Source organism: Rhizobium sp. CFBP 13726 (assembly GCF_014841925.1).
Taxonomy (GTDB): domain Bacteria; phylum Pseudomonadota; class Alphaproteobacteria; order Rhizobiales; family Rhizobiaceae; genus Neorhizobium; species Neorhizobium soli.
This window is the reverse complement of the sequence record NZ_JACYUU010000003.1, coordinates 480,826-506,687: the sequence shown is the minus strand read 5'-3', so window position 1 is coordinate 506,687 and position 25,862 is coordinate 480,826. Positions and strand designations below refer to the sequence as shown.

Genomic DNA, 25,862 nt, shown 5'->3' with positions numbered 1-25,862 from the left:
CATTTTTAAAATCAAATGCCGCATCAAGGATCATAGCGTATGACCTCGACCATTTCCTCCCTGAGTGCCTCTCAGGTCAGGTCCCTCTCAACGGCAAGCGTCGCTGCGTGGACCACGGAAGATGTCGCATCGCTTTCGACCAAGCAGATCGCTGCGATGTCGTCCTCGCAGATTGCGGCCCTTGATGTCGAAGACGTCGACGTGATGAACACGGTGCAGCTCAATGCCATTTCGCAAAATGCGATCATCGGCCTGACGCTGGACCAGTTGTCCATTCTCAACGGGAACGAAATCGCCAGCCTGAGCACGAGACAGGTTTCCTCACTGTCGACCGCACAGATCAGCAGCCTTTCGGACGATCAGGCCGAGGCTCTGACCTCCGTCCAGGTCGGCGCCCTCACCTCGGAACAAATCGCGGCCCTTACACCCGACGAGATCGCAACATTTTCGACCGCCGACATGGCTGCGATCAGCGCGAAAGGTGTGCGCGGCCTGACATCGACGCTGATCGCCGCACTGTCGGAAGAACAGGTTGCAGCGCTCAACACAGCGGCGATTTCCAATCTGGCCACGAGCCAGATCGATGCCTTTTCCGCCGATCACCTTGCAGCGCTGAAGACAATCCAGATTGCCGCTCTCGGCGGGTCGCAAATGGGCGCATTGACCAGCAACGATATCGCGGCGCTGTCGACGGATCAGGTTGCGGCGCTCAACACAAGGGCGATCGTCGGTCTCAACACCGATCAGATTGCTGCTCTGTCCATCGACCAGGCCGAAGCGCTATCCTCGGTCCAGGTAAAAGCGCTGACCTCGATCCAGCTCGCGGTTCTGAGCGCAGAAGCGATCGAAACGTTTTCGACGGCGGACATTGCATCGATCAGCAGCAAGGCGGTCTCCGGTCTGACAACCGACGTGATCTCAGCCCTGTCCGAACAGCAGATCGCCGCCCTGACCGTGGGGACGGTTGCGAAGCTTTCGGCAACGCAGGTGGCAGCGCTCTCGGTCGATCAGTTCACTGCCATGGCGACAGCACAGATTGCAGCGCTCAGCGCAACGCAGATCACCGCCATCAGCACGGGCACCATAGCCGAATTTTCCACGCAGCAGATTGCAGCACTCGGAACCGCGACCGTTGCCAAGCTTTCGACGGTGCAGATTGCAGCACTTTCCGAAGATCAAGCGGAAGCGCTCTCCTCGGTCCAGGTAAAGGCCCTGACCTCGTCGCAGATCGCAGCCTTCAGCGATTCGGCAATCGCCACCTTCTCGACCGACGATATCGCTGCCATCAGCAATCGTGGCATTGCGGGGCTGACCGTCGAGAACATTGCCGCGCTGACAACCGGACAGATCGCTTCGCTCAGCACGTCCGCCATTTCCAACCTCGGCACGGACCAGATTGCCGCCCTTTCGGTCGAACAGGCCGAGGCCTTGTCTTCGGTCCAGATCAAGGCGCTGAGCTCGAAGCAGCTTGCCGCACTGTCGCCGGAGGCAGTCGCGACCTTTACCACCGCCGAAATCGCCGCGATCAGCAGCAAGGGTATCGGCGGCCTCAGTTCGGATGCGATCGCAGGACTTTCCATCAGCCAGGTCGCGGCTCTCGGCACGGGTGCGATCGCCAAGCTTTCGACAACCCAGATCGCCAGCCTTTCGGCCGAGCAGGCGGATATCCTATCCACCCTGCAGATCGCGGCACTGACCTCGAAACAGCTTTCAGCGCTTTCCCCCGAGGCAATCGCGACGTTTACGGCCGCAGAAATCGCGACGCTCACCAACAAGAGCATCGGCGGCCTCAGCACCGATATCATTGCGGCACTCACGACAGCGCAGATCGCCGCTCTCGGGACGAGCGCGATTGCCAACCTCGGCACGCAGCAGATTGCGGCACTGTCGACGGATCAGGTGGCTACGCTTTCGGCGGCTCAGGTAAAGGTCCTGTCTTCCAAGCAGGTTTCTGCGCTGACGGAAGACGGTATCGCGACACTGTCGACGAACCAGGTGGCAGCACTGTCAACAGGTGCCATCAAGGGCTTGGTCGCGGACCAGATCGGTGCAATGTCGACCCGGCAGGCCGAAAGCCTGACGTCGGCACAGGTCGGCGCCCTGTCGTCGAAACAGCTCTCGGCGTTCGACGATGATCACATCGCCACCTTCTCGACGCTCGATATTGCAGCAATCGGATCGAGCGCGGTTGGCGGGCTGTCGGAGGATGCGATCTCGTCGCTCTCCGCAAGCCAGATCGCAGCGCTTGGGACAGGTGCCCTGGCGGCACTTGGTACAGGCCAGATCGCAGCTTTTGCGACATCCCAGATCGGAGCGTTGAGCACCCAGCAGATCGCCGCCCTGAAACCGACACAGATCGCAGCGCTCGGCGCGAGCGACATTGCGGTTCTCTCCACGGCGCAGGTCGCCGCACTGAGCGCCTCCGCAGTGGCAGCGCTTGGCGTCGATCAGGTCGAGGCTCTCACATCCGCACAGATCACGGTGCTCGGCTCCAAGCAGATGGCGGCCCTGACATCGACGCAGGTCGCAGCGCTTGATACCGCCGACATCGCACGGCTATCTTCCATGCAGGTCGCAGCCCTAAGCGCCTCCGGCGTTGGGGGTCTCAGCACCAGACAGCTCGCCGTTCTGTCGGTCGATCAGGCCGAAGCGCTGAATTCCAATCAGATCGGTGCACTCACATCCTCGCAGCTTGCTGCACTCGGGACCGACGACATCGCGACATTCTCGACCAAGGAGATTTCGGCGATCGGTTCGGGCGCAATTTCGGGTCTGTCCACGTCAACGATCGCCAGCCTGTCGAGCGAGAAGATCGTGGCGATCAGCACAGCCGGTATCTCCGGCATGACGACACGGCAGGTCGATGCCCTGAGCGCTGGTCAGATCGCGATCCTTTCCACCAAGCAGATGTCGGCGCTGACCTCGCTGCAGGTCTCTGTTCTTGAGACTACAGATATTGCCGCTCTTTCCTCGAGCCAGGTGAACGCACTCAGTTCCACCGGTGTTGTCGGACTGACCACGAGCCAGATTGCCGCGCTCTCCTCGGATCAGATCGCAGCGCTATCCACCCGCCAGGCTGCGGTTCTGAGCTCGTCGCAGATCGTGGCGATCATCTCCAACAATATCGAGGCGTTTTCCGCCAAGAACCTCGGCGTGATCAGCTCCAGCGCGGTTGCCGGGCTTTCAACATCGGTGATCGCTGCTCTTTCGACCGCAGCCATCGCGGCGCTCAGCACGAACGGCATTTCCGGACTGACGACGAAGCAGGTGGATGCGCTGACATCCGACCAGGTTTCGGTCCTCACCACGAAGCAGCTCGCGACACTGACCTCGGCGCAGGTCGGTGCTCTCGGCCCCAGCGACGTGACCGTACTGACGACGTCCCAGATCGCGGCGCTTAGCGCGGCGGGTGTCGCCGGGCTTTCGACCGGCCAGCTGAGTGCGTTGAGCACGGCGCAGGTCGAAGCCATGACGGCCTCGCAGGTCGGCGCGCTCAGCTCCAAGCAGCTTGGAGCGCTCGGCACCGACGACATCGCCACATTCTCCACCGCAGATATCGCCGCGATCGGCTCGGACGCCATTGCCGGCCTCTCCACCGACATGATCGCGGCACTGTCGGTCGACCAGGTCGATTCGCTCAGCACAGCCGGCATTGCCGGTCTCAGCACCCGGCAGATCGACGCCATGGACTCGGCGCAGATCGAGGCGCTGACAAGCAAGCAGGTCGCGGCCCTCAATTCCCGGCAGGCGACGGCGCTCGACACTGCCGATATCGGCAAATTCTCGACGCAGGATATTGCAGCGATCGGCTCCGACCTCATCGTCGGGCTTTCGACCGCCGTGATCGCAGCACTGACCACCGATCAGGTCGCAGCGCTGAGTGCAGCCGGACTGTCCGGGCTGTCGACGAAGCAGATCCAGTCTCTGACAAGCGACCAGATCGGATCGCTCTCATCGTCCCAGATTGCGGTTCTCAACTCCAAGCAGATCGCAGCGCTGGATACGGAAGATGTCGCGGCCCTTTCGGCCGGCCAGATCGCCGCTCTGAGTTCGAGCGGCGTTACGGGGCTTTCGAGCGCACAGATCAGCGTCCTTAGCACCGCTCAGGTCGAGGCCTTCACTGCGACCCAGGTTGGCGCCTTCAGTTCATCGCAGATTGCAGCGCTTGGCGCCGACGATCTTTCGACCTTCTCGGAAGCTGATATCGCCGCGATCAGCTCGGCTGCGATGCAGGGTCTGTCGACCGCGACCATCGCGGGCTTTTCGGCAGACCAGATCGAAGCGCTAGGCACCGCCAATATCGCCGGCCTGACGACGGCTCAGGTCGGGGCGATGAGCACGGATCAGCTGTCTGCGCTGACCACGAGCCAAATCAAGAACCTGAACTCGCGGCAGATTTCGGCGCTCGGCACATCCGGGATCGCTGCCTTCTCCCACGATCAGATCGAAGCGCTCAACACGGCCGCCATCGCGGGGCTGACAACGGCCCAGATGAGCAGCATGAGCAGCGATCAGATCGAAGCTCTGACGTCCGTTCAGGTTGCCATGCTGAGTTCGACGCAGATCGCATCGCTTGGCACGGACGATCTGGCGACATTCAGCACTGGCGATCTTTCGGCGATCAGTTCGTCGGCCATGCAGGGGATCTCGACAGCGACGATTGCAGGCTTCTCCGCCGATCAGATCTCTGCACTCGGCACCGGCGGCATTGCCGGGCTGACAACGGCCCAGATCAATGTCCTCAGCACCGATCAAGTCGGCGCACTCACCACCGGCCAGCTTTCGGCCCTGACATCGAGGCAGGTGGCAGCGCTCGGCACCGACGACATTCTTGCCATCTCGGCCGATCACATTTCGGCGCTCAACCCGTCGGTGATCGCCGCTTTCTCGACGGTCCAGATCGCAGCGCTCAGCACGAGCCAGTCGGAGGCACTGACATCCAGCCAGATCGCCACCTTGAGCTCAGGCCAGATCGCAGCCTTCGGACTTGACGACATCGAGACATTCTCGACTGCAGACATCGCCGCCATCACGTCCAAGGCCGTGCCCGGCCTGTCGACGTCGATGATTGCGGCACTTTCGACCGACCGTATCGCGGCTCTCAGCGCCGACGGCATTGCAGGCCTGTCGACCGCCCAGATCAATGCCCTGAGCGTGTTGCAGGTGGAAGCCCTGACGACTGCACAGTTCTCGGTGATGACGTCCCGCCAGCTTGCGGTGCTCGGCACGGACGATCTGGCGATGCTGTCGCCGAACGATATCGCGGCGCTCAACACAGGCGCGATATCAGGCCTCTCGGCGACCCAGATTGCCGCCTTGACGGTCGATCAGGTGGAGGCATTCACCTCCGATCAGGTGGGCATGCTCACATCCACACAGCTTGCCGCGCTTGGCCAGGACGATATCGAAGCGTTCTCGACCAGTGACATTGCCGCGATCAGTTCGAAGGCGATGCCTGGCCTTTCCACAGCAATGCTGTCGGCGTTTTCGGTCGAGCAGATCTCCGTGCTCGGTACCGGCGGCATTGCAGGACTTTCGACGGCGCAGATCGCCGTCCTGAGTTCGATGCAGATCGAAGCTTTGACGACCACGCAGATCGCGGTCTTCACGTCCAAGCAGATTGCAGCGCTCGACACCGGCGATCTCGCCGTTCTCTCGAGCCAGCAACTCGCGGCCATCAGCTCGGCCAGCGTCGGCGGACTTTCGACGGCAACGATCGGCGCCTTCACGACGGAGCAGATCGCGGCCTTGAGCCCGGCTGCGATCTCGGGTCTCTCCACCAGCCAGATCAACGCCATCAGCGTCGATCACCTGGAAGCGCTGACGACCGACCAGGTCGGCGCCCTGACCTCCAAGCAGATGGCCTCGCTCGGCACAGACTATATCGCAGCACTTTCGGTCGAACAGATCGCAGCGATCGGTGCCGGCGGCATTTCCGGTCTCGGCAGTTTTCAGATCGCGGCTCTCAATACCGAGCAGATCGACGCGTTCACGACAAGCCAGATCGCGGCGCTGAGTTCCGGCGCGCTGATGGGGCTCTCGTCGGAAGATTTTGAAACCTTCTCGACGGCGGATCTGGCAGCGATCAGCTCATCCGCAATCAAGGGCCTTTCGACCGGCTTTATTGCCGCGCTTTCTAACGATCAGATTGCATCCTTGAGTGCCGGCAGCGTCGGCGGCCTGACAAGCCTGCAGATCGACGCCATGAGTTCGCAGCAGATCGACGCGCTTTCGACCGAACAGCTTGCGGGCCTCAGCGCCAACGGACTTGGGGGGATTTCGGCAGACGATTTCGGCACGTTCACACTCGAAGAGCTGGCCGTTCTCAACCCGACTTCGATCAAGGGACTGCCGGTCAGCATCATCGCAGGTCTTTCCACGATCCAGATCGGCGCGCTGACGACCAGCCAGGTGGCCGGCCTCGGCTACAACCAGATCGTCGCCATGAACACCGATCAGCTCGCCGCATTGTCGGTCGATCAGGTCGGGGCGCTGGGCGCGCTTCAGGCATCGGGCATCGGCGCCGACGACATTCTCGGCTTCACCACCGAGGAGATTGCCGCCTTCAGCACCGGTGCGATCTCAAGCTTGAGCACGCTGGTCATCGCGTCGCTCACCACGGCACAGGCAGAGGCCCTCACACCGCTGCAGGTCAACGCAATGACGTCGGCACAGATTTCCGCACTGACGGATGCGGGCCTTGCGACATTCTCGGCCGAAGACATCTCGCTCATCAGTGCCTCGGGGATCTCCGGCATCTCGACGGCAGACATCTCGCATCTGACGAGCGACCAGCTTGCGGCGTTGATCGATACGCAGATGGGATCGTTGAGCCCGGACCAGATCTCCGCCGTGATCGCCCGCTATGTCGCATAAGTAAGGTTCACCGCGTCGCGGTGAACCGCTCGACGGCCGTTGAGTTCAAAGCATCTGTGAGAAACCGGTAAACCTTGCGGCGCGGCACGGGCGGACAGATGCCACCGCGCCGTGCTTCTGCTAAGCTTGCTGCCGATGAAGCAGGAGTTGGCTCTTGTCCGACGATCAGGATAAAGACAGCAAAACCGAAGACCCGACTGGTAAAAAAATCCAGGACGCGATGGACAAGGGCAACATCGCGATCTCGTCCGAGGTGGCGATCTTCGCCTCGACGCTTGCCTTCTACATCTACCTGATCTTCTTCCTCCCGCAAAATACCGCGCATCTGGCTGAGGTTCTTAAAGATCTGGTCGAACGCCCCGAACAGTGGCGCATCGATTCGAGCGCGGACCTGGTGTCGCTTTGCGCCTATGTGCTGCTTCAGAGCGCCTATTTCATGCTTCCGGCAGCCGTCCTGTTCATGGGCTTCGGGTTGCTTGCGTCGGCAGGTCAGCACATGCCGTCGTTCATTCTCGAACGAATCAGGCCGCAGTGGAACCGGATCTCGCCGATGTCCGGGTTCAAGCGGCTTTTCTCGATGCAGGGCATGGTCCATTTCGGCAAGTCGCTGATCAAGATCGTCGCCGCCGGCATCATCATGTACCTGTCGCTGCGCAACGAGTATTTCAAACTGCTCGATTCGATCTTTTCCGACCCGCAGACGCTGTTCCCAATTCTGGCGCGAATCATCAAGAAGATGATCATCGTCGTCCTGGCCTGCACGTTTCTGGTTGCTGCACTGGATATCGCCTGGACGCGGTTCCACTGGTTTACCGAGCTTCGGATGACCAAGCAGGAAATCAAGGACGAGATGAAGCAGTCGCAGGGCGACCCTTTCGTCAAGGCCCGGCAGCGTTCGATTGCCCGTGATCGCGCCCGTCGGCGCATGATCAACAGCGTTCCGCGCGCCACACTGATCATCACCAACCCGACCCATTATGCGATCGCATTGCGCTATGTCGCGCAGGAATCGGAAGCTCCGGTCGTGGTTGCCAAGGGCCAGGATCTGATTGCGATGCGAATCCGCGAAATTGCTCAGGAGCACGGAATACCGATTTTTGAAGACCCACCGCTCGCCCGTTCCATGTTTGCGCAAGTCTCGGTTGATAGCGTCATCCCATCGGTTTTTTATAAGGCGGTCGCTGAACTGATCCATCGGATCTATGCGGGACGTCGTCAGAACAAACGGATGCGCTGACAGAATGAAAAAATGCTCCTATTCCGCCGTACGTGAAGAAATTCTCGCAAAGGCCATCGGCCCGCTTGCATCCGAATTACGGCTCATCGATGCGGCCGATCTCATTTCGCTTTTGCGGCTTGAGTATCATGCCAATATCTCGGACCTCGTCTCTTCGGCGGCCGAGCTGTATTTCCATCCCGGCACCGTGAATTTCGGCGTCGGTGGCGACTATCATCTCGACTGGGATACGCACCCATCGGTCACGCTGGACCTGGAGATCAAGCCGCGTGGCGTGACGATCCATGCTCAGCTGACGCTTCAGGCCGAAAAGGCGAGCGTCGAAATCAACTACATCAGCTTCCTTTCGCCCTCGGCCAATCCTGACGAGAACACCCGGTTTCTTGAGCGCAGTCTTCAGGACGCAGCCTTCGTACCGTCCATGCGCGGTTTGGCCGGCATGGCCGCCACGGCGAACTAAAAGGCGTCGTACCGCGGATCGTAAAGCTCCGCTTAACCGGGTCTCTGGTACATATGCTTGATTCGGCATTTGACTGCCGAATCAAGCGGCGATGCCCGGGAATGAAGCCCGATCTTTAAGGGTGAAGACCATGACTTCGACGACGCTGTCGACCTATACGAGCTATCTGATCGTCAACCGCGACATGAAGTCGTCGCTTGACCGCGTCGCCAACCAGGGCACGGTCGCTCGCGATACCGAATATTACGAAGCCAATATCGACAAGGTGACGACAGCCGACGAATTCGTCGATGACTATCGACTGTATTCCTATGCGATGAAGGCCTATGGCCTTGAGGAAATGACGTACGGAAAGGCCTTCATGAAGAAGGTCCTGGAGAGCGATCTCAGCGATACTGCAAGCTTTGCCAATTCGCTGACCGACAAGCGCTATGCGACCATGGCGGCAGCTTTCAACTTCGGCACGAAGACCGCCGAGGCGCAGACTTCGGTTCAGGAAGATAATCTCGTCAAGGCGTATCAGGATTCCTTCGATCAGGAAGAAAAGGATATCCAGTCCGAGGTCGACTATTACAGCAAGGCCATCGCTAATATCACCGATGTCGACGACCTCCTGTCGAACAGCCGGCTGAAGACATATGTGCTCGATTCATTCGGGCTCGATGCCAAGTACACGTCCACCAGCTATCTGAAGCAGGTGTTGACCAGCGATCTCGAAGACCCGAACAGCTTTGCCAACCAGACCGGCAGCGACAAGTTCGTGGCGCTAGCCGAAGCGTTCAACTTCCAGGCTGACGGCACGGTCGCAGACGGCGACAGCGCCCAGACGAGCGGCCAGATCGAATCGCTGAGGCTCGATTACGTCTACAACAAATCGACGTTCCCATCCGATACGCTCGCGGCCGCCAACCAGACCTATTGGGAAACCAATATTGCCTCGATGACCAGTGTCGACGAGTTGGTCGACGACCCCCGGATGGTCGAGTATCTGACCACGGCCTTCAGCGTCAAAGTGCAGTTCACCTCCACGATCCGGTCGCTGCTGACCAGCGATTCGGCTGCAGCGACGCTCGGCTATACGGGCGTCAAGGCGATGTTCAATTTCCAGAGCGACGGTTCGATCGCCGCTGGCGAGACCGCTCAGAACCAGACCCAGCTGGCGTCTACCAGCACCTCCTACCAGACGGCCTTCAAGGCCAACCAGGAAGATGCGGTCACCAATGCGGTCACCAACTATCAGACGCGCATCGCCGAGGTGAAAAGCGTCGATGACTTTCTAAGTTCGAATAAAGACGACGACGACGATACCAATGACGATGTGACGGAGATCTGGGACGTCGCGCTGCGCGCCTACGGGATCGATCCGGCCGATGTCAGCAAGAGCCGGCTCAAGGATATTCTGGCAAGTGATCCCAACGACCCGAAGAGCTATGTCAACCAGCTGAAAGACGACCGGTACGTCAATCTGGTCAAGGCGTTCAACTTCGACGCGGAAGGCGATATCGACACGCCTCTCCTCGTCCAGTCAGCCAGCGTCATCAGCAATTTCGCGACAGACTACAAGACGGAACAGCTCAAACTTCTCAAGGGCAGCGCTCGCGAGAAGGCTGAGGAAGCTGCCGACAAGGAAATCGACTACTACAATACCCAGATGCAGACGATCACCACGGCCGCCGAGCTAATTGCCGACGACCGCCTGGTGTCCTTCGTGCTCGAATCGAAGGGGATCGATCCCAAATCGGTCACCAAGGACGAGCTGAAGAACATGTTCTCGTCCGATCTCGACAATCCCAAAAGCTATGTGAACAGTCTTGCCAACGGCGTGTTTGCTGAGATCGTCGCATCGTTCAACTTCGATAGCGAAGGCAACCTTTCTGCGCAGCCCGTGGGCACGATCCAGCAGCGCGGCGACGTGCTGGCGACCGTCAATAACTACAAGCAACAGACGCTTGAAGAGCAGGAGGGGGAATCCAACGAGGGCGTGCGGCTGGCGCTGTATTTCGAGCGCAAGGCGGCGGACGTTACGAGCGCTTATACGATCCTTGGTGACACGGCGCTTTTCGAGTTCTTCAAGACGACGTTCAGCATGTCCGACTACATATCCAACATGGATACGGATCAGCAGGCGAGCATGATCGAGAAATACGTCGACATCTCGAAGCTTCAGGATCCGGACTACGTGACCAAGTTGATCAAGCAATACACGGCGCTCTACGATTCCGAGAACAGTTCGACGACATCGCCGGCGCTGACGCTGCTCACAACCACCGGCACGACACGCATCAGCTCCGATACGCTGCTTGCCGTCGCCCAGCTTTCATCGAAATAGAGACTTCAGTGGATGTAGCCGAGGCGGATCGCCTTGGCGATCGCCTGGATGCGGTTCACGGAATTGAGCTTGATCGTCGCGGAGCCGAGATAGGCGTTGACGGTGTGAACGGAGAGGCCAAGCTTCTCGGCGATCTCTTCGCTGATACGACCGTCGCCGGCCAGTTGAAGACACGCCACTTCCCGTTCGCTCAAGGATTCGGCCGGCACGCTTCGACGCTCATCGAGTGCCAGAAGGTCCATCATGACCTGACAACTTCTGACGTGCTGGTCGATGATCAGATTGCTGCCCAGCTCCAGCGAGCCCGACAAAAACGTGACGTAGCCATTCCCGAGAGCACCCAACCGCACCGGGAATGCAATTCCTGACGATGGCATGATCCGGTCGTCGATCTTGCGCACGAGCGAGGAAAAATCGCCGGCCTCGCTATAGGCCCCTTTTTCCGTGCCGGTCCACACGATCGGCAGGATCGACATTTCGATATGATCGAGAAACATATCGCCGTAGGAGCTCACGAGTACGCCCTGATGCTCCCCGCTTCCGGCGCCCCAGTTGTCCAGCTCGCAGACCAGCTTGCGCTTGTTGGGAAGCCCGGCGCCGGTAACACGAAACACAGCAAAGTGCCGCGCCTTGAGGTTCCTCTGCATGGCGACGAGTTTGGGAAATATGTCCGAACGACTGGAGGCACGCTGAAGACGCAGATACTGGATGCTGCCCGGTCCATCTGACGTTCCACCGCGGGAAAAGCCCATTGTTGCCCCAAGCCTTCCTAAACCAGATTGTTGCGTACGGCATAAGCGATCGCTTCCGACCGCGTTTTGGTTGCCGTCTTACGCATCACGCTGGTGATGTAGTTGTTGATCGTATTGCGGGAGATCCCGAGGATCACCGCTATCTCATCGCTGGTCTTGCCCTCGGCGATCCAGAACAGGCATTCCAGCTCGCGTTCCGTCAGTTCGAAGTCGCGTTCGGCCTTGGCATCGCGCGCCTCGGCAAAGCTTGCGCCATAGGATGCAAACAGTCCGACTTCGCGAAGTCTTTCCTGTGACAGGATGATGCCTTCCAGGAAAAGCAGCATCAGAGAGAAACGGGTTTTGCCGACGCAGAATGTCAGCGAACAGTATTGGCGGCTGATGTCGTCCGGCGGCGTGATGTCATCGGGCAGGAGCGCGAAGCTCGGGGTCAGCAGCGACAGACACTTTTCGAGTTCCGTCGAACGCGCATAACCACTCGCCAGATCCGCCCCGAGCCGTCGGACGAGATCGAATGGCCAGTTGGAGGTTACGATGAAATCGAGACCGTGTTCCTGGACGAGGTCGTAGCGGGCGAGAAGAAAATGCGAAGCGCCAACGTAGTCTGCGAGCAGCCGCATGATAGCCTGAACGTTGTTCGATCTCGACAAGATCGAAAGCCGTCTTACCAGTTGTTCACGGGAGATAATTTTCGACCCAGGTCCATCGTGATACGCGCGCTGGTCGATCGTCATCTCTGCTTCAGGCAACTCCACCGTTATCTGCTCCCCACCGGCTCCTCTCCCCGAAGGGCGACACCGGTATGTTCAAACGACGTATGGCATCCGCTTCCAGAATTAAGGCAGTTCCGGGTGCCGATACCCTGGCGTGACCGGTCCATTCCGAATCAGACTTCACATGTGCAAAGCCTAGACGTTGCCGTACGAATCAGGGCCATTGTAGGAATCGCTTTTGGAAATGCTATGCCGCGAGCGCCGATTTTGCCCACTTCCATCCATAAAGGCTTCATCAATGAGGCTAAAATGCGCCAACTGTATGGCAATGCCCACGCAGCAAGGCCGGGACGAGCCCGGCCTGTTGTGATCATATGTTTGTGAAGGCAGTTTAGGCTGCTTTGTCGATCGCCCACTTGCGCAGGATTTTCGCGGCCCGCTCTTCGGAGATCTCGACAATGCGGGAGAGACGTTTTTCCGGACCTTCCTTGACCCGGCGGTTGAAGCCGCCGTCGTCGGCACCGCCCATAAGATCGTCCGAGCTGTCGAAACCGAAGTCGGCGCCGAAGCCATCCATGAGCGCCGGGCTTGCGCCACCCGGTGAGAAGTCGGGAAGTTCGAGGCCGGCCGCATCGGCGGTAAGCTCTCCGGCCGGGACGCTGGTGTTGCCACCGACGGTGCGCACCAGAGGACGAAGGCCAAGCCAGACCACGAGGAAGGCGACAAGAACGAACGCAAGCGAGTTGATGATGCCGCCGATATTACGGTTGAGCACTTCCATCATACCCGGACCAGACGAAGCGGCCTCGTCGAGAAGCTGGGTTTCGACGAAATCCATGGCCGTGAGTGTGACGACATCGCCGCGGTCGCTGCTGATGCCGGCAGCCGAAGACACGATCTTCTGCATTTCGGCAAGATAGGCGTCGACCTTTGCCTGATCCGCGGGCTCGCCCACCATCTTGGCAATACGGCCCTTGTTGACGACGACGGCGATCGAAATCTTTTCAATCTGATAGCCGTTGCGAACTGTCGCCGTGGTCTTCTGATTGATTTCGTAGTTGGTCTGCTCTTCCTTCTTGTCCGACTGGTCGGAGGATTTAGGAGCGCCGTCGCCGCCGGCCTGAGGAGCGGCCTGGGGAACGTTCTGCTCGACCGTTGTCGCGCTGTCGTTCTGGGCCTGCTGCGACTTGGAAGCTTCCTTGGTGGAGCGCACCGACCGTTCAACGCGGGAGTTCGGGTCGAAAACGGTTTCCTGGATCTGCTGGCTGTCGGTGTTGAGGGCGGCAGTCACGCTGGAGCGGAAGTTATCCATTCCGAGAAAGGGTGCCAACGCCTTGTCGATGTTGTTTTCGATTTCCTGCTGGACCGACTGGACCACACCGAGCGAACGGCTGATCTGGCTGTTGCTGCCATCGTCACCCGAGGCGAGAAGCTGGCCGGTTGAATCGAGGATCGTGACGTCGTCGACTTCGAGGCCCGGGACGGCCGAGGCGACGAGATGGCGGATAGACGCAGCGGCTTTGCGACCGGCGGATGCGTTCGCACGGATCATCACGGACGCCGTCGGCTTCTGCTCGCCGCGACGGAAGTTGCCGGCATCAGGCATGACGATGTGGACGCGTGCGGCCGACACGCCGGAGATCTGCTGGATCGAACGGCCGATTTCGCCTTCGAGCGCCCTCACCCGCGTGACTTCCTGCATGAAGGAGGTCAGACCGAGCGAACCGACATTGTCAAACAGCTCGTAGCCGGCATTGGCGCTGTTGGGCAGACCGCGTTCTGCAAGCATCAGACGCGCCTTGCCGGTCATACCGACAGGCACCTGGATGCTTGCGCCATCAGAGCCAACCTCAAAGGGCATGTTGGCTTCCGCAAGGGCGATGCTGATCTGATTGAGATCGGCTGTTTCCAGACCGACATACAGTCCCTCATAGGAGGGCTTGTTCACATAAAGGGCAGCGGCCAGAACGATCGCTATCGAAACGACGCCGACGGCGCCCAGCGCGATCAATCGTGTCTGGCCAAGACTGGCCAGATTTTTGAATATTGTTGGAAATTGAGATAACAGATTCATTCTGTCCCACGCCGCCAGATAACATCTCGAGCCTATGCCCAGCATCACCCTAGGGAGCGAAGCTTGCGCGAGCGTTTCGAAACGTCGTGTCTGGTTGCCGCATGATGATTGCGCGGCCTGGCAGCAGGGTCAGAGACAGTCTGTGACGTCAGAAGAAATCGAAGTCTCCGGCGGCCTTGTTGAGCGGCTGGGAGTGGCCGTGGCGCATCCCGTTGGCCAGCGCCTTCTGCATGTCGGCAAGTTTGACGAGGCTGAGAGCCGTCGACAGATCCACCATCCAGTCGCTCGGAATGCTCGCGGTGACGGTATCGATGAACTCTGCGAGACCCCGCGTTTTCTGCACCGCGAGATCGATGCCCTGCAGCACTTTCACGCTGTCGGGTGAATGAAGCAGGCCCGGGCCGCCCAGTTCCAACACCTGCGGTTCGATACGCTCGATCAGATAGGCGACATCGTGCAGCTCCGAGACGAGGCGCATCAGTACCTCGGGCAGAGATTCCTCAAGGGAATCGCGTATCGGGGCGGTGATTTCAGTCATGAATTTCCTCGTCTTTACCCAGGCGTAAGAATTAAAAGAATTCGATCGAGCTTTCGACGGGCTTTGGTGGCGTACGGACAGGACGCTGCTCCAGCGCAACCGTCTTTTGCGTTTCGGCGCCTGTGAGAGGATATTGCCGGGCACGGCCGCTGACCGGCCAGAATTCCAGCTTGCGGCCGTGATCGCCTCCGGTCGAGGACCCCACCACCGGAATGCCTTCGTCACGCAGGAACTCCACGGCGAAGGCCGCATTCTGTTCGCCGACATTGGAGAAACTGGCAATCGTCTTTGCGCCGCCGAAGATTTTTGCCTCGAGCCGGTCACGACGGGCACCCTTTTTCAGGAGACCGTTGATCAGCAACTCCATCAGGTGCACGCCGTAGCGGGTCGCGTCGCCCCCCGACGACGCTGCCCCGCCCGAGCCCGGAAGCAGGAAGTGGTTCATGCCGCCGACACCGGCGACAGGATCACGAAGGCAGGCAGCCACGCACGAGCCAAGAATCGTCGACAAAACCACATTGGGATCGCTTTCGACCTTGAATTCGCCCTGGATAATATGGACGCGTTTGGCACCTGCCGGGTCGTTCATTTAAGGGCTCCGAACACCGCCTCGATAGCAGCTTTCATCTTTTCGATTGTGAATGGCTTGGCGAGCACGTTGTTGGCGCCGAGCTGAGCAGCCTTCTGAACCAGAGCGCGATCGCCCTGCGCCGTCAGAATGATAAACGCTGCCTTCTTGGTGTTCGGGTTGGTGCGCACTGCCTGCAGCAGGCCCAGACCGTCCATGTTCGGCATGTTGAAGTCCGAGATCACCAGGTGATGCGGCTGCTCGGCCATGATCTTCATGCCCTGCACACCATCGCCGGCGGCAGTGATCTGCTTGAAACCGAGCTGTGTCAGAGCGTCGCTGAGCAGCAGTCGGCTGGTGACCTGATCGTCGACGATCAGAACTTTGATTTTTTCAGCGAGGGACATTATTCGGTACCTTCTTTTCGGGCGGCAGTTAGTTTCAGTATTTCGTCTCCGATGGAGCCGAGCGGCAGCTGCTGCTCGACTGCACCAATTTCGTAGGCGACCCTCGGCATGCCGTAGACCACACATGTCTTTTCGTTCTGGCCGATCGTGCGAGCGCCTGCGCTACGCATCCTCAACAGTCCCGAAGCCCCGTCGCGACCCATGCCCGTCAGGATAGCCCCGACCGCATTGCGACCAGCCAACTCCGCGACCGAATCAAACAGGACATCGACCGAGGGCCTGTGGCCGTTCACCGGATCGCGTTCGACCAGCCGGCAGCATGGCGCCGACGGATTGACCACCTGAAGGTGCCGGTCGCCACCAGGCGCGAGATAGATCTTGCCGATCTCAAGACGCGCACCATCGGTCGCTTCCTGCACCACAGGAGCGCAGATACGATTAAGCCGTTCAGCAAAACTTTTCGTAAACGTGGACGGCATATGTTGAGTGATTACAGTCGGTGGGCAGTTCAGCGGAAACTTTTGCAGCACTGCGATCAACGCTTCAACGCCACCGGTAGAAGATCCGATCGCCACAACCTTGCGACCGTTGCGGTAATCTGATGCCGGCGTCGGGACCATTGAGACCGGAGCACTGACCTGTCGGCGTGCAGAGCGTGCCGCGGCCTTTACCTTTTCAGCCAGATCCATGAACGGGCGAACGTCTCCCGGCACCGGCTTTCCGACGCAGTCGAACGCACCGATTTCGAGCGCGGCAAGCGTTGCGTCGGCGCCGCGCTGGGTCATGGTCGAGACCATGATGACCGGCATCGGACGCAGACGCATGATCTTTTCGAGGAAGTCGAGGCCGTTCATGTTCGGCATCTCGATGTCCAGCGTCACGACATCAGGATTGAGCTGCTTGATGGCGCTACGCGCTTCCATCGCATCGCTGGCCTGCCCGACGACGCTGACATCGGGATCGGAATTGAGGACGGCCGTGATCAGGCCTCGCATGGTCGGGCTATCGTCGACGACGAGAACTCTGGCCGGTGCGATCATGCCTTCCTCCCGGCATTCTTGCCCATATATTTGTAGGTCGTGATGCCGATATTATCGAACGTGTTCTTCGCTTCGCCCGATACCCGCTCCGAATGGCCGATATAGAGATGGCCGCCTTCCGGCAGAAGCTGGGAGAAGCGTGACCAGATTTTCACCTGGGTCGGTTCGTCGAAATAGATCACGACGTTGCGGCAGAAGATGATGTCGAAACCGCCCTTGAAGGGCCATTGCGCCATCAGGTTCAGTTCGTTGAAGGTGATAAGCTTCTTGACGCGATCATCGACCTGGAACTTGCGGCGGCCACCGACGTCGACCTCGCGGAACCACTGCTTGCGCATGGCCGGGGAAACAGTTTCGAGGGCACCTTCGTCATAGGCTCCTGCCCGCGCGGCAGCCAGGATCTTAGGGTCGATATCGGTTGCCAGGATGCGGAAATCATAGTCGGCAGCGTTGGGAAGAAGGCCCAGCACCGTCAGCGCGATCGAATAGGGCTCCTGCCCATCGGAACAGGCCGCCGACCATATGCGCACACGTCCGCCATTGCGGGCACGCTGGATCAGCCCGGGCAGGACTTCGTCCCGAAGGTGCTCGAAGTGGTGGTTCTCTCGAAAGAAACGCGTGAAGTTTGTCGTCAGATGCGACAGCATCTCCCGGCGTGCCGGAGCGCCCTCGACGGAGGCGACCAGGGTACAGTATTCCCGAAAGCCCCGCAGTCCGAGGTTGCGGATATGCTTGGACAAGCGGGAATAGACGAGCGACGCCTTGGAATCGTTGAGGTAGATCCCGGCATCGGCGTAGATCATCGCCGCTATCTCCGACAGGTCGCGGCGCGTCAACGGGTATTCCCCGCTGGCGAGGACTTCGTCCGGCGACTGTCTGGCTTCTATGGCGCCCAGGGGCATCATGCGGCTTCGCTTTCCTTTTCGAGGTACGTCTCGGGGAAGAGATGATCCAGCTCGATCATGCAGATCATCCGCTTATCGAACGCCAGAATGCCCTTCGCGTATTGTTTCGCCAGGTCGGAGGAAATCTCCGGCACAGGCTGGATATTCTCGTCTGTAATCGTAAGGATATCGGAAACGGCCTCGACCAGCAGGCCGACAATCCGTTTCCCGACCTGCGCAACGATGATGACGTGACGCGCCGTCGGTTCGGCATCCTTAATTCCAAGCCGCGCCGACAGATCGACGATCGGCAGCACGGCGCCGCGCAGATTGATCACGCCGCGCACATCGGCGGGAGCGTGCGGCAGCTGCATTGCCGGCGTCCACCCGCGGATTTCGCGGACAGACATGATGTTGACGCTGAATTCCTGATCGCCGATCCGGAAAGCGATCAGCTCCCGGCTTGCCTGCGTCAGATTTTTCACAGCGTAGGACATTGTGTTCAACCTGTCGCAGCGAGCGACATCTCCGGACTGAGCGACTGCCCGCGGGACGCGGCGACCACTGCGTCAACATCCAGGATGAGAGCGACGCGGCCATCACCAAGGATGGTGGCGGCGGCAATGCCCGGAACATGGGTGTAGTTGGCTTCCAGCGACTTGATGACGACCTGACGCTGACCCTGGATGGCATCGACCATCAGCGCGCGCTGACCGCCGCCTTCGGATTCGACCAGAAGTGCCACGCCCTCGACCGGATTTGCCTGTGTGGCGCGGAAGTTGAGGATGCGGCCGACATCGACCAGCGGGCAGAACGAGTTGCGGATCGAGATGAGCCGCTGCGTTGCGCCAAACGAGTGGATGGCAGACGCTTCCGGCTGCAATGTCTCCACGATCGCCGTCAACGGCACGACAAGCGTCTGGCCGGCAACCGTTACCACCATGCCGTCAAGGACGGCGAGCGTGAGCGGCAGGCTCATGGTGAAGGTCGAGCCCAGACCCGGGCGCGAGGAGATCGAGATACGGCCGCCAAGTGCCTGGATCGAACGTTTGACCACATCCATGCCGACGCCGCGGCCGGAAATGTCGGAGATCGTGTCTGCCGTCGAGAAGCCAGGCGCGAAGATGAGGTTGTCGATTTCCTCGTCCGACAGATTGGCATCCGGCGAAATCAGGTCGTTGTCGATTGCCTTCTGCTTGACGCGCTCACGGTTGATGCCGCCACCGTCGTCGATCAGTTCGATCAGGATGCGGCCCGAACGATGCTTGGCCGAAAGCTTGATCGTGCCTTCCGGATCCTTGCCGGCGGCTTCGCGCTTTTCGGGGCTTTCGATGCCGTGGTCGACAGCGTTTCGGATCATGTGGGTCAACGGCTCGGCGATCTTGTCGATAACCGTCTTGTCGACTTCGGTGTTCTCGCCTTCGGTGACCAGACGGATCTGCTTGCCGACCATGTCTGCGACTTCGCGGACGATACGCGACATGCGCTGGAAGACCGGCTTGACCGGCTGCGCGCGGATCGCCATGACCGAGTCCTGGATCTCGCGCGTCAGCTGCTGCAGCTCTTCGAGACCCATATTGACGGCGGAGGTGCCGCTGGCATCGTTTTCGATGACGCTCTGCGAGAGCATCGCCTGGTTGATGACAAGCTCGCCGACCAGGTTGATCAGGCGATCGACGCGATCGAGATCGACGCGGATCGTCTGGCCGGCGGCCGCTGTGGCAGCGGCCTGGGCCGGAGCCGGCGCGGGTGCTGCGGCTTCCTTCTTTTCGACGCGTGCCGCGGCGGCAGCCATCTTGCTGACGTTGGCGGCAGCTTCAGTCGCCACGACGGCGGCTGCTTCGTCGGCAGCCTTCGTGTCGGAGCCGAGCTCATCGTCGAGCGACGAGAGATCGAATGGTACCGGAACCATCGGCAGTTCTTCGTCGCTTGGCTTTGCTGCGGCCAGCTTGACGTCGAGATCACAGTCCCACTCGGCGAATTCGAACACCGAGCGAATATCGGCTTCGGTCTTTTCGGTCGTCAGGGAGATTTTCCAGCTGAAATAGGAGGCTTCCGGATCCAGCTTGTCGAGGGTCGGCAGCTGCTCCATGTCGCAGCCGACGCTCATCTCGCCGAGCTTGGACAGGTCGCGCAGCAGGAGGGCTGCTTCGTTGCCCTTGGCATAGAGATCGTGGCGCGGCTTGAAGCCGATCTCGTAGACCGACCCTTTTGCTGCCGGGACGTCGTCGTCGAAACCATCGAAGGTGAAAGGGATCGGCTGGAAACCGCTGTCATCGCTCGGCTTCGGTGCCTCGGCCTTTGCAGGCTTTGCGACTTCGGCATGGGCCGAAGGCATTTCGCCATGGGCAAGGGCTTCCAGTTCCTTGACGAGGCCGCGTGATCGCGCCTCGTCCACACCACCGCCGTCACGGGACGCGGTGACGAGATCGGCGAGCACGTCGGCCGATTTCAGCATCACCTTCAGAACGTCCTGGTTCGGCTCGAGCTTGTTGGACCGGACGCAGTCGAGCGTCGTCTCGAAGACGTGGGCAAAGCCCACGAGATCATCGAGGCCGAAGGCGCCTGCTCCACCCTTGATGGAATGAACGGCGCGGAAGACGGCGTTGACCGTTTCGGGGTCGCGGTCCCCGTCGTTCAGCTTCAGCAGACCAGATTCCAGTTCAGCGAGCTGTTCTTCGCATTCCTGAAAGAAGATCTCTTTGATTTCGTTCATATCCATGGGAGGATTTCCTGGCTCAGGCGGTTACACGCTCGATGGCATCGATCAGTTTGGCGGGATCGAACGGCTTGACGATCCAACCTGTGGCACCGGCCTGGCGGGCGCGGTTCTTCTTCTCCGCGTCGCTTTCCGTGGTCAGGACCAGGATCGGGATGGCGCGGTACTTGTCGTTGCGGCGAACGCCTTCGATGAAACCGAAGCCGTCGAGGCGCGGCATGTTGATGTCGGTGACGATCACATCGGGGTTGCAGCCTTCGAGGACTTCGAGACCTTCGATGCCGTCTTCAGCCTGGATGGTTTCGAAACCGGCGTTGTTGAGAGTGACCAGAAGCATGTTCCGGATCGTCCGTGAATCGTCCACGGTCAGGACTTTTTTCTTCATCGCTAAATCTCCTTAGCAACCAAATTCTGTGTATCGAGGCCGATGAGCTGCATCGTCTTGACGAAGGCATCGGAAGGCTTTTGGACGGCAAAGGACTTCTTGTCGTCATCCCAGGCGTTTGCGCCGGCGACGAGGACCTGGACGCACTGGACGCCGAGACGCTCGACACCGGACGCATCGATGACGATGTCGCTACCGCGCATGGACAGCAGTTTGGCGTGCAGCGCGGACGCCTCGTTGAGGTCCAGCACGGAAGACAGTTTCAAACTTCCCGGACCGGCTTTCTTGGCCGCCATCAGCTTATTCCTTGTCGTTTGGAGTAAAATGTCTCTGAGGAACCGATGCGTTCCGCCGCGGCCCGCGGGGAGATGTCGGTGGCAATTTCCGGCCGGCGTGCAGCCGGTCTTGAGCGGTCGTCATCGTAACGGCCCTGTCGCGCAATCCGGAATTCGCGAACCGTGCGTCCAAGCTCCAGGATCACCGTCTGCAATTCGTCCGCGCCTTCGCCCGAGCGACGCGCAAGAACGGCATTGGATGCGACTTCTTGGCTGAGATCACTGACATGTGCCGTGACGACGTCGAGGCCTTCCGCCTGGACCCCGGTATCGCGAGCTATGCCCGCAATCGTGTCGTTGATGGCCGACACCTGCTGGACGATGCCATCGATGGCGCCCTGCGTGCGGTGAACCATTTCGACACCCGCATCGACCTGCGTCTTGGTGCCGTTGACGAGCGTCTTGATCTCGCGGGCGGCTTCGGCGGAACGCTGGGCGAGCGCCCTCACCTCCTGCGCGACGACCGCAAAGCCGCGGCCACTGTCGCCGGCGCGGGCGGCTTCGATGCCGGCATTGAGGGCGAGGAGATTGGTCTGGAATGCGATCTCGTCGATCGTGCCGATGATCTGGCCGATCTTTTCGGCTGACGCTTCGATATCCGCCATCGCGCTGATCGCCTGACCTACGACCTTGCCGCTGTCTTCCGCTGACCGGCGTGTGGCGGCCGTTGCCTTTTCGGCGGCAGCCGTGCCGGCGGCACTCTGGCGGACACCGGCAGCGATCGACGAAAGCGTTTCGCCGGACTTTTGCAAGCGGGCGGACTGATTCTCGGAAGTTCTGGCGAACGTGCGTGCGCTCTCGGAAAGAGCGTCGGTCAGCATGTCCGCCTGGATTCCGGTCTCTCCGACGGTCTCGAATGTCGTGCGGAGGTCGCCGATGGCGCTGTTGAGGATGTCGCCGAGTTCGCGATAGGCGTCCGGCATGTCGTCCGGAACCTTGGCGGTCAGATCGCGATCGGCCAGCGCTGAAACCACGGAGAGGAACGTCTCAACGGCCTGCGCCTGATCGGCCTGGCGCTGCTCGGTCAGGGCACGCTGGTGCTTGAGGCGCAATTCGTTAAAGCGCAACGACACCGCGATCTCCGCGTCGACCATGACGAGACGCACGATTGCGCTGACGAGATCGTTGAGTTCCTGTTCGCGCTTGCGACTTGCCGGAAGAATGGAGCGGGATGACATGCCGGCGACCGCACCGGTGATCAGATGCTCTAGCATCACCGAATGACCGGCGAGGTGCCAGCGCGGATCAAGACCCATGCGGCTTTCGGTATCGGAGAGGAGTTTGACCCGTTCGGCGTACAGTGCATCGAAGCGCGCGTCGCTGAGCACGCTCCAGTGAGACGCCTGGAGGTCATGCAGGCGTTCGATCTGCTGTTCGCTTTCGAAGATACCGGCAGCCTCGGGAACGGACTGCAGCCGGTGAAAATAGTCGCGCAATCCGGCTTTGAGATGCGGTTCGAGCTGCGGCCGGCACCGGCGCAGCAAGTCGCGTAGGTCCCCGTCGAGGCCAGCAAAGGCCAAGCGTTCGCTCAGGCTGCCCGCCTGGCTCCGTCGCCCCTGTTCTGTCGGCGTGTCCTGCACCAAAACCGTCCCCGCATGAAAGTCAGACCAACCCGACGAGTTGGTGTATTGCCGCCCAGCGAGGCAAATCCGAAACGGGCGGGAGCGTGCCGGGACAGGCCATGACCTGTCTGCGGTGGCGACGCTTATACCGCGAAGCATTTCGTAATCTGTCGATGAGAAATACCGGATTCAGACCGGTACGGCTTGGCGGCTTCATGCCTGTTGGGAGCCCTCGGGACATCCCATTCGCCGTCTATCTAATATGTATGGTTAATTCCTTGCCCGAAGGTTAACACGGGCGGTGTGAAATGCTCTTTCAAGCAAAGTCAGAAACCGGCCATCGCTCGGACTGTCCGCAAAGGTGACAACAAACAGAGGCGCAGAACAGCTCAACCAAAAGCTTTAAAACTTGCAGTAAAATCAAATGGATCTAATCTGGAAGTTCACCTTGCGGCGGTGTTTCAATTATCCGGCGGCCAGATCAGTTCGGCCAGCGCTCGTTGGCCGTCCTTGCTTCCGGTCGATGCAAGAGCCTGAAAAATTCTGCGCGCATCGGGCTTGCGACCGACATTGAGGTAGGCGTAGCCGCGCAGGATCATCAGATCCGTCTGTTCCGGCGTGATCTGGGCGCGCTGATCGAGCGCGATGAGCGCCTCCCGGTAGCGACCGAGGTTGAAGGAGCTTTGGGCGCGATTGGCAAGAATGGCGCTCTGAAGCTCCACGGCGCGGGAGTTGGTCTGCTTGGCGGCGGCGGCGGCAACAGATGCCTGATCCGTCAGGCCTGCCCGCAGATAGGCAAGGCTTCGACCATAGGACGCATCGGAGCGGACCACGTCGGACGCACTGTTTTGCGCGACCTCGAAAGCCTTGACGGCTTCGAGCGGCCTGTTCAGATCCATCAGGCACCAGCCGCGCGATAGCGCCTGGTCCGGATTGGTCTGGCGGAGTTCCGTCAGAGCACAACCGCGCGATGGCGGCCCGGAGCTTGCCTGAGCGGATCTGGTTGCCTGGCGGACCGACGGCTGCACGGCAACAGGCTGCCGGGTTGCAGCGGCACGCTGCGGGTTGGGTTGCTGAACGCTGCGTTGCGACGGTTGCTGATAGGGTTGTCCGTCCTGCTGCGAATAGGCTTCTGCAGTGCGATCCTCGGGCCTGACGCTCGGCAGCGGCGGTTGGCGACGGTAACCTGTCCGGTCGTCGACGCCCGCTACCGATGGTCTGCCGAGATTTGCTATGCGCTCTGAACGATCGCCCCAGGCACGCTGGAGAGAAGCTACACCGGCCCGGTCGCCCAGGTCGTTGCGGGTCAGCGCCAGACCGTAGGCGGAGGGCTCGTCATCCGGCTTCCAGGCGAGTGCTGCCCCGAACCACTCGGCGGCTGTGCGAAGCTGCCGCATTGCTCTTGCATACCAGCCGAACTGTTGTGCCGCGTCGGCATCGCGGGCGGCGATCACGACAGGCGCCATGCGGGCCAGAACCTCTTCCTGCAGCATGGGCGGAGGATCGAGTGCAAGAAGATTGGCGACGGCGGAAAGATAGGCCGCCTTGGTGCCTTCGGAACTTTCCCGGAAACGATAGAGAACGTTTTCCGCTTCGAGCGGCGACTTCTGGCGGACCAGGGTGAGCGCCAGCCCCTCAGCAGCGGAGGCCGTCTCTTCCTTGCCATAGGCGCGCCGGAACCAGCGCTCGGCACCGCCGAGATTGTCTCTGCGATAGGCATACCAGCCCAGCAGCAGCGCGTCCGAGGCGAGCCCCTCGCGTTCCGCGAGTTGTTCGAGACGCGTGACATACTGCTGGCCGACGACCAGTTTCGCATCGTCGCCGGCTTCGTTGACAAACCGGCGCGCGAGATCGTTTCTCAGACCCTCGAATTCCGGCTGACCACCGGCGGGAGTTTTTTCCTTGGCGAGGAGATCTTCCAGCATGGTGGAGGAAAGAAGTTCACTCGCCTTCTGCACCGTGGCGACACGCGCGGCGGTGTCCTCGCAATTGTCCAGGACGTAGAGATAGGCATCCCGGGCGCGACCCTGTCGCTCGGTCTCGGCAAAGGCTTCCGCCACCCGCCACAAGACGTCGATTTCGCTGCAGGTGAGAAGGCTCGGGTTTTCGGCCGCCATGCGGATGACGACGTCGTAATCCTTGCTGTCGGAGGCGCCGGTCAGGCTGACACGTGCCTCGGCAAGCTTTAGCCGGTCGAGGAGATCGTCCGGTGCCTGCCAGCCGCTCTCGGCAGTCTGACGGTCGGCGATTGCCTTACGCACGTCGGCAAAGCGCGACTGTGCATAGAGTTGCCACATGTTTTCGAGCTGTGGATCACCGCTTGCGCGCACAGCCAGCGGATCAGCGGGCGGCGACCAGGTCGGATAGAGCGCGCGCAGGCGCGAGATCTCGGCCTGAAGCCGTGCCGTGTCGCCACGGGCAGCAAAATATCGCAAGGCGCTTTCATCCACGACGACCGGAGGCGGCGTGTTGCCGCGCTGCGCCGTCAAGTTTTCGGGACGCTGCAAGGGTGGTGGCGACGATGCGGCCGGGGACTGTGCGATCAAGGGCATGCCCGAACGCGCCGGGGAAGGCGTATCGGCCGGTTCGGTGGCGGATCCGTTCGGCAGCGTTTGCGTGATCACAAGCGCTGCTGCACCCGGAGACTGCGCGGAAGGTTCGTCGGAGGAGAGCAGTTGAGCCGTAAGCCGCTCGGTCTTGGGACGCGGCTGCATACCGTCTGCCCATGCGGGCGCGTCGGGACTGATGGCGCCGGTCAGCTGCGTCATGTCGACATTGGAGGATTGTCTATCGAGGCTCCAGAATCCAACAGCGGCGATACCTACCACCGTCAATGAGATCATCATAACCTTCATGGACTTCCGATCCCGATCCTAACCCCGACCTGTTGCCCCGCAACGAGGCGTATCAATGGCATGAACGCCATGATGTGTAAGAATGAGCTGATATGGTTAACGAACAATTTAGATTTGTTTAGCAAATT

At 60.3% G+C, this 25,862-nt stretch carries 18 protein-coding genes; 4 read left to right on the top strand and 14 right to left on the bottom strand.

Annotation, left to right across the window (positions count from 1 at the left end; all coding sequences use genetic code 11):
* Positions 1–39: 39 nt before the first annotated feature.
* From IFT66_RS16405 to IFT66_RS16390, 4 genes are all read left to right on the top strand, one after another.
* Positions 40–6,876 (top strand): beta strand repeat-containing protein, encoded by a 6,837-nt coding sequence (locus IFT66_RS16405; RefSeq protein ID WP_192078239.1) that lies wholly within the window; start codon positions 40–42, stop codon positions 6,874–6,876.
* A 154-nt stretch (positions 6,877–7,030) separates the two neighbouring features.
* Complete coding sequence (flhB, locus tag IFT66_RS16400; protein WP_062453826.1) at positions 7,031–8,113, top strand: flagellar biosynthesis protein FlhB; 1,083 nt, start codon at positions 7,031–7,033, stop codon at positions 8,111–8,113.
* 4 nt (positions 8,114–8,117) lie between these two features.
* Positions 8,118–8,573, top strand: coding sequence for a hypothetical protein (locus tag IFT66_RS16395; RefSeq protein ID WP_062453827.1), 456 nt, complete (start codon positions 8,118–8,120; stop codon positions 8,571–8,573).
* A gap of 130 nt (positions 8,574–8,703) precedes the next feature.
* The gene (locus tag IFT66_RS16390; RefSeq protein ID WP_092661168.1) at positions 8,704–10,902 is read left to right on the top strand and encodes a DUF1217 domain-containing protein; all 2,199 of its coding nucleotides are present in this window, start codon (positions 8,704–8,706) and stop codon (positions 10,900–10,902) included.
* Positions 10,903–10,907: 5 nt separating this feature from the next.
* Here the strand turns inward: IFT66_RS16390 and visR are convergent, their stop codons facing one another.
* The 14 genes from visR to IFT66_RS16320 form a co-directional block, all read right to left on the bottom strand.
* Positions 10,908–11,654 carry a transcriptional regulator VisR gene (visR, locus tag IFT66_RS16385; protein ID WP_062453829.1) on the bottom strand — a complete coding sequence of 249 codons (747 nt, stop codon included), beginning with the start codon at positions 11,652–11,654 and terminating at the stop codon, positions 10,908–10,910.
* A gap of 17 nt (positions 11,655–11,671) precedes the next feature.
* Positions 11,672–12,388: a transcriptional regulator VisN gene (visN, locus tag IFT66_RS16380; RefSeq protein WP_082471832.1), complete on the bottom strand. Its 717-nt coding sequence runs from the start codon at positions 12,386–12,388 to the stop codon at positions 11,672–11,674.
* Positions 12,389–12,758: 370 nt separating this feature from the next.
* Complete coding sequence (gene fliF / locus IFT66_RS16375) at positions 12,759–14,441, bottom strand: flagellar basal-body MS-ring/collar protein FliF (RefSeq protein WP_192078238.1); 1,683 nt, start codon at positions 14,439–14,441, stop codon at positions 12,759–12,761.
* Positions 14,442–14,589: 148 nt separating this feature from the next.
* Positions 14,590–14,979 (bottom strand): chemotaxis protein CheT, encoded by a 390-nt coding sequence (gene cheT / locus IFT66_RS16370; protein WP_062453832.1) that lies wholly within the window; start codon positions 14,977–14,979, stop codon positions 14,590–14,592.
* Between the two features lie 31 nt (positions 14,980–15,010).
* Positions 15,011–15,568, bottom strand: coding sequence for a chemoreceptor glutamine deamidase CheD (gene cheD / locus IFT66_RS16365; RefSeq protein WP_062453833.1), 558 nt, complete (start codon positions 15,566–15,568; stop codon positions 15,011–15,013).
* The gene (locus tag IFT66_RS16360; protein ID WP_062453834.1) at positions 15,565–15,954 is read right to left on the bottom strand and encodes a response regulator; all 390 of its coding nucleotides are present in this window, start codon (positions 15,952–15,954) and stop codon (positions 15,565–15,567) included. The genes cheD and IFT66_RS16360 overlap by 4 nt, the downstream gene beginning before the upstream one ends.
* Entirely contained in the window at positions 15,954–16,994 is a 1,041-nt protein-coding gene (cheB, locus tag IFT66_RS16355; protein ID WP_062453835.1) for a protein-glutamate O-methylesterase CheB, read from the bottom strand. The genes IFT66_RS16360 and cheB overlap by 1 nt, the downstream gene beginning before the upstream one ends.
* On the bottom strand, positions 16,991–17,899 hold the full coding sequence (cheR, locus tag IFT66_RS16350) for a protein-glutamate O-methyltransferase CheR (protein ID WP_062453836.1): 909 nt from the start codon (positions 17,897–17,899) through the stop codon (positions 16,991–16,993). The genes cheB and cheR overlap by 4 nt, the downstream gene beginning before the upstream one ends.
* Complete coding sequence (locus IFT66_RS16345; RefSeq protein ID WP_192078237.1) at positions 17,896–18,375, bottom strand: chemotaxis protein CheW; 480 nt, start codon at positions 18,373–18,375, stop codon at positions 17,896–17,898. Before IFT66_RS16345 ends, cheR begins: the two co-directional genes overlap by 4 nt.
* Positions 18,376–18,380: 5 nt before the next feature.
* Complete coding sequence (locus IFT66_RS16340) at positions 18,381–20,600, bottom strand: chemotaxis protein CheA (RefSeq protein ID WP_062453838.1); 2,220 nt, start codon at positions 20,598–20,600, stop codon at positions 18,381–18,383.
* Positions 20,601–20,616: 16 nt separating this feature from the next.
* Positions 20,617–20,982: a chemotaxis response regulator CheY1 gene (cheY1, locus tag IFT66_RS16335; RefSeq protein WP_062453839.1), complete on the bottom strand. Its 366-nt coding sequence runs from the start codon at positions 20,980–20,982 to the stop codon at positions 20,617–20,619.
* 2 nt (positions 20,983–20,984) lie between these two features.
* Positions 20,985–21,278, bottom strand: coding sequence for an STAS domain-containing protein (locus IFT66_RS16330; RefSeq protein WP_062453840.1), 294 nt, complete (start codon positions 21,276–21,278; stop codon positions 20,985–20,987).
* Positions 21,278–22,900, bottom strand: a complete 1,623-nt coding sequence (locus IFT66_RS16325; protein WP_174195614.1) for a globin-coupled sensor protein — start codon at positions 22,898–22,900, stop codon at positions 21,278–21,280. The genes IFT66_RS16330 and IFT66_RS16325 overlap by 1 nt, the downstream gene beginning before the upstream one ends.
* A gap of 440 nt (positions 22,901–23,340) precedes the next feature.
* Positions 23,341–25,734, bottom strand: coding sequence for a tetratricopeptide repeat protein (locus tag IFT66_RS16320; protein ID WP_207105888.1), 2,394 nt, complete (start codon positions 25,732–25,734; stop codon positions 23,341–23,343).
* Positions 25,735–25,862 lie beyond the last annotated feature (128 nt).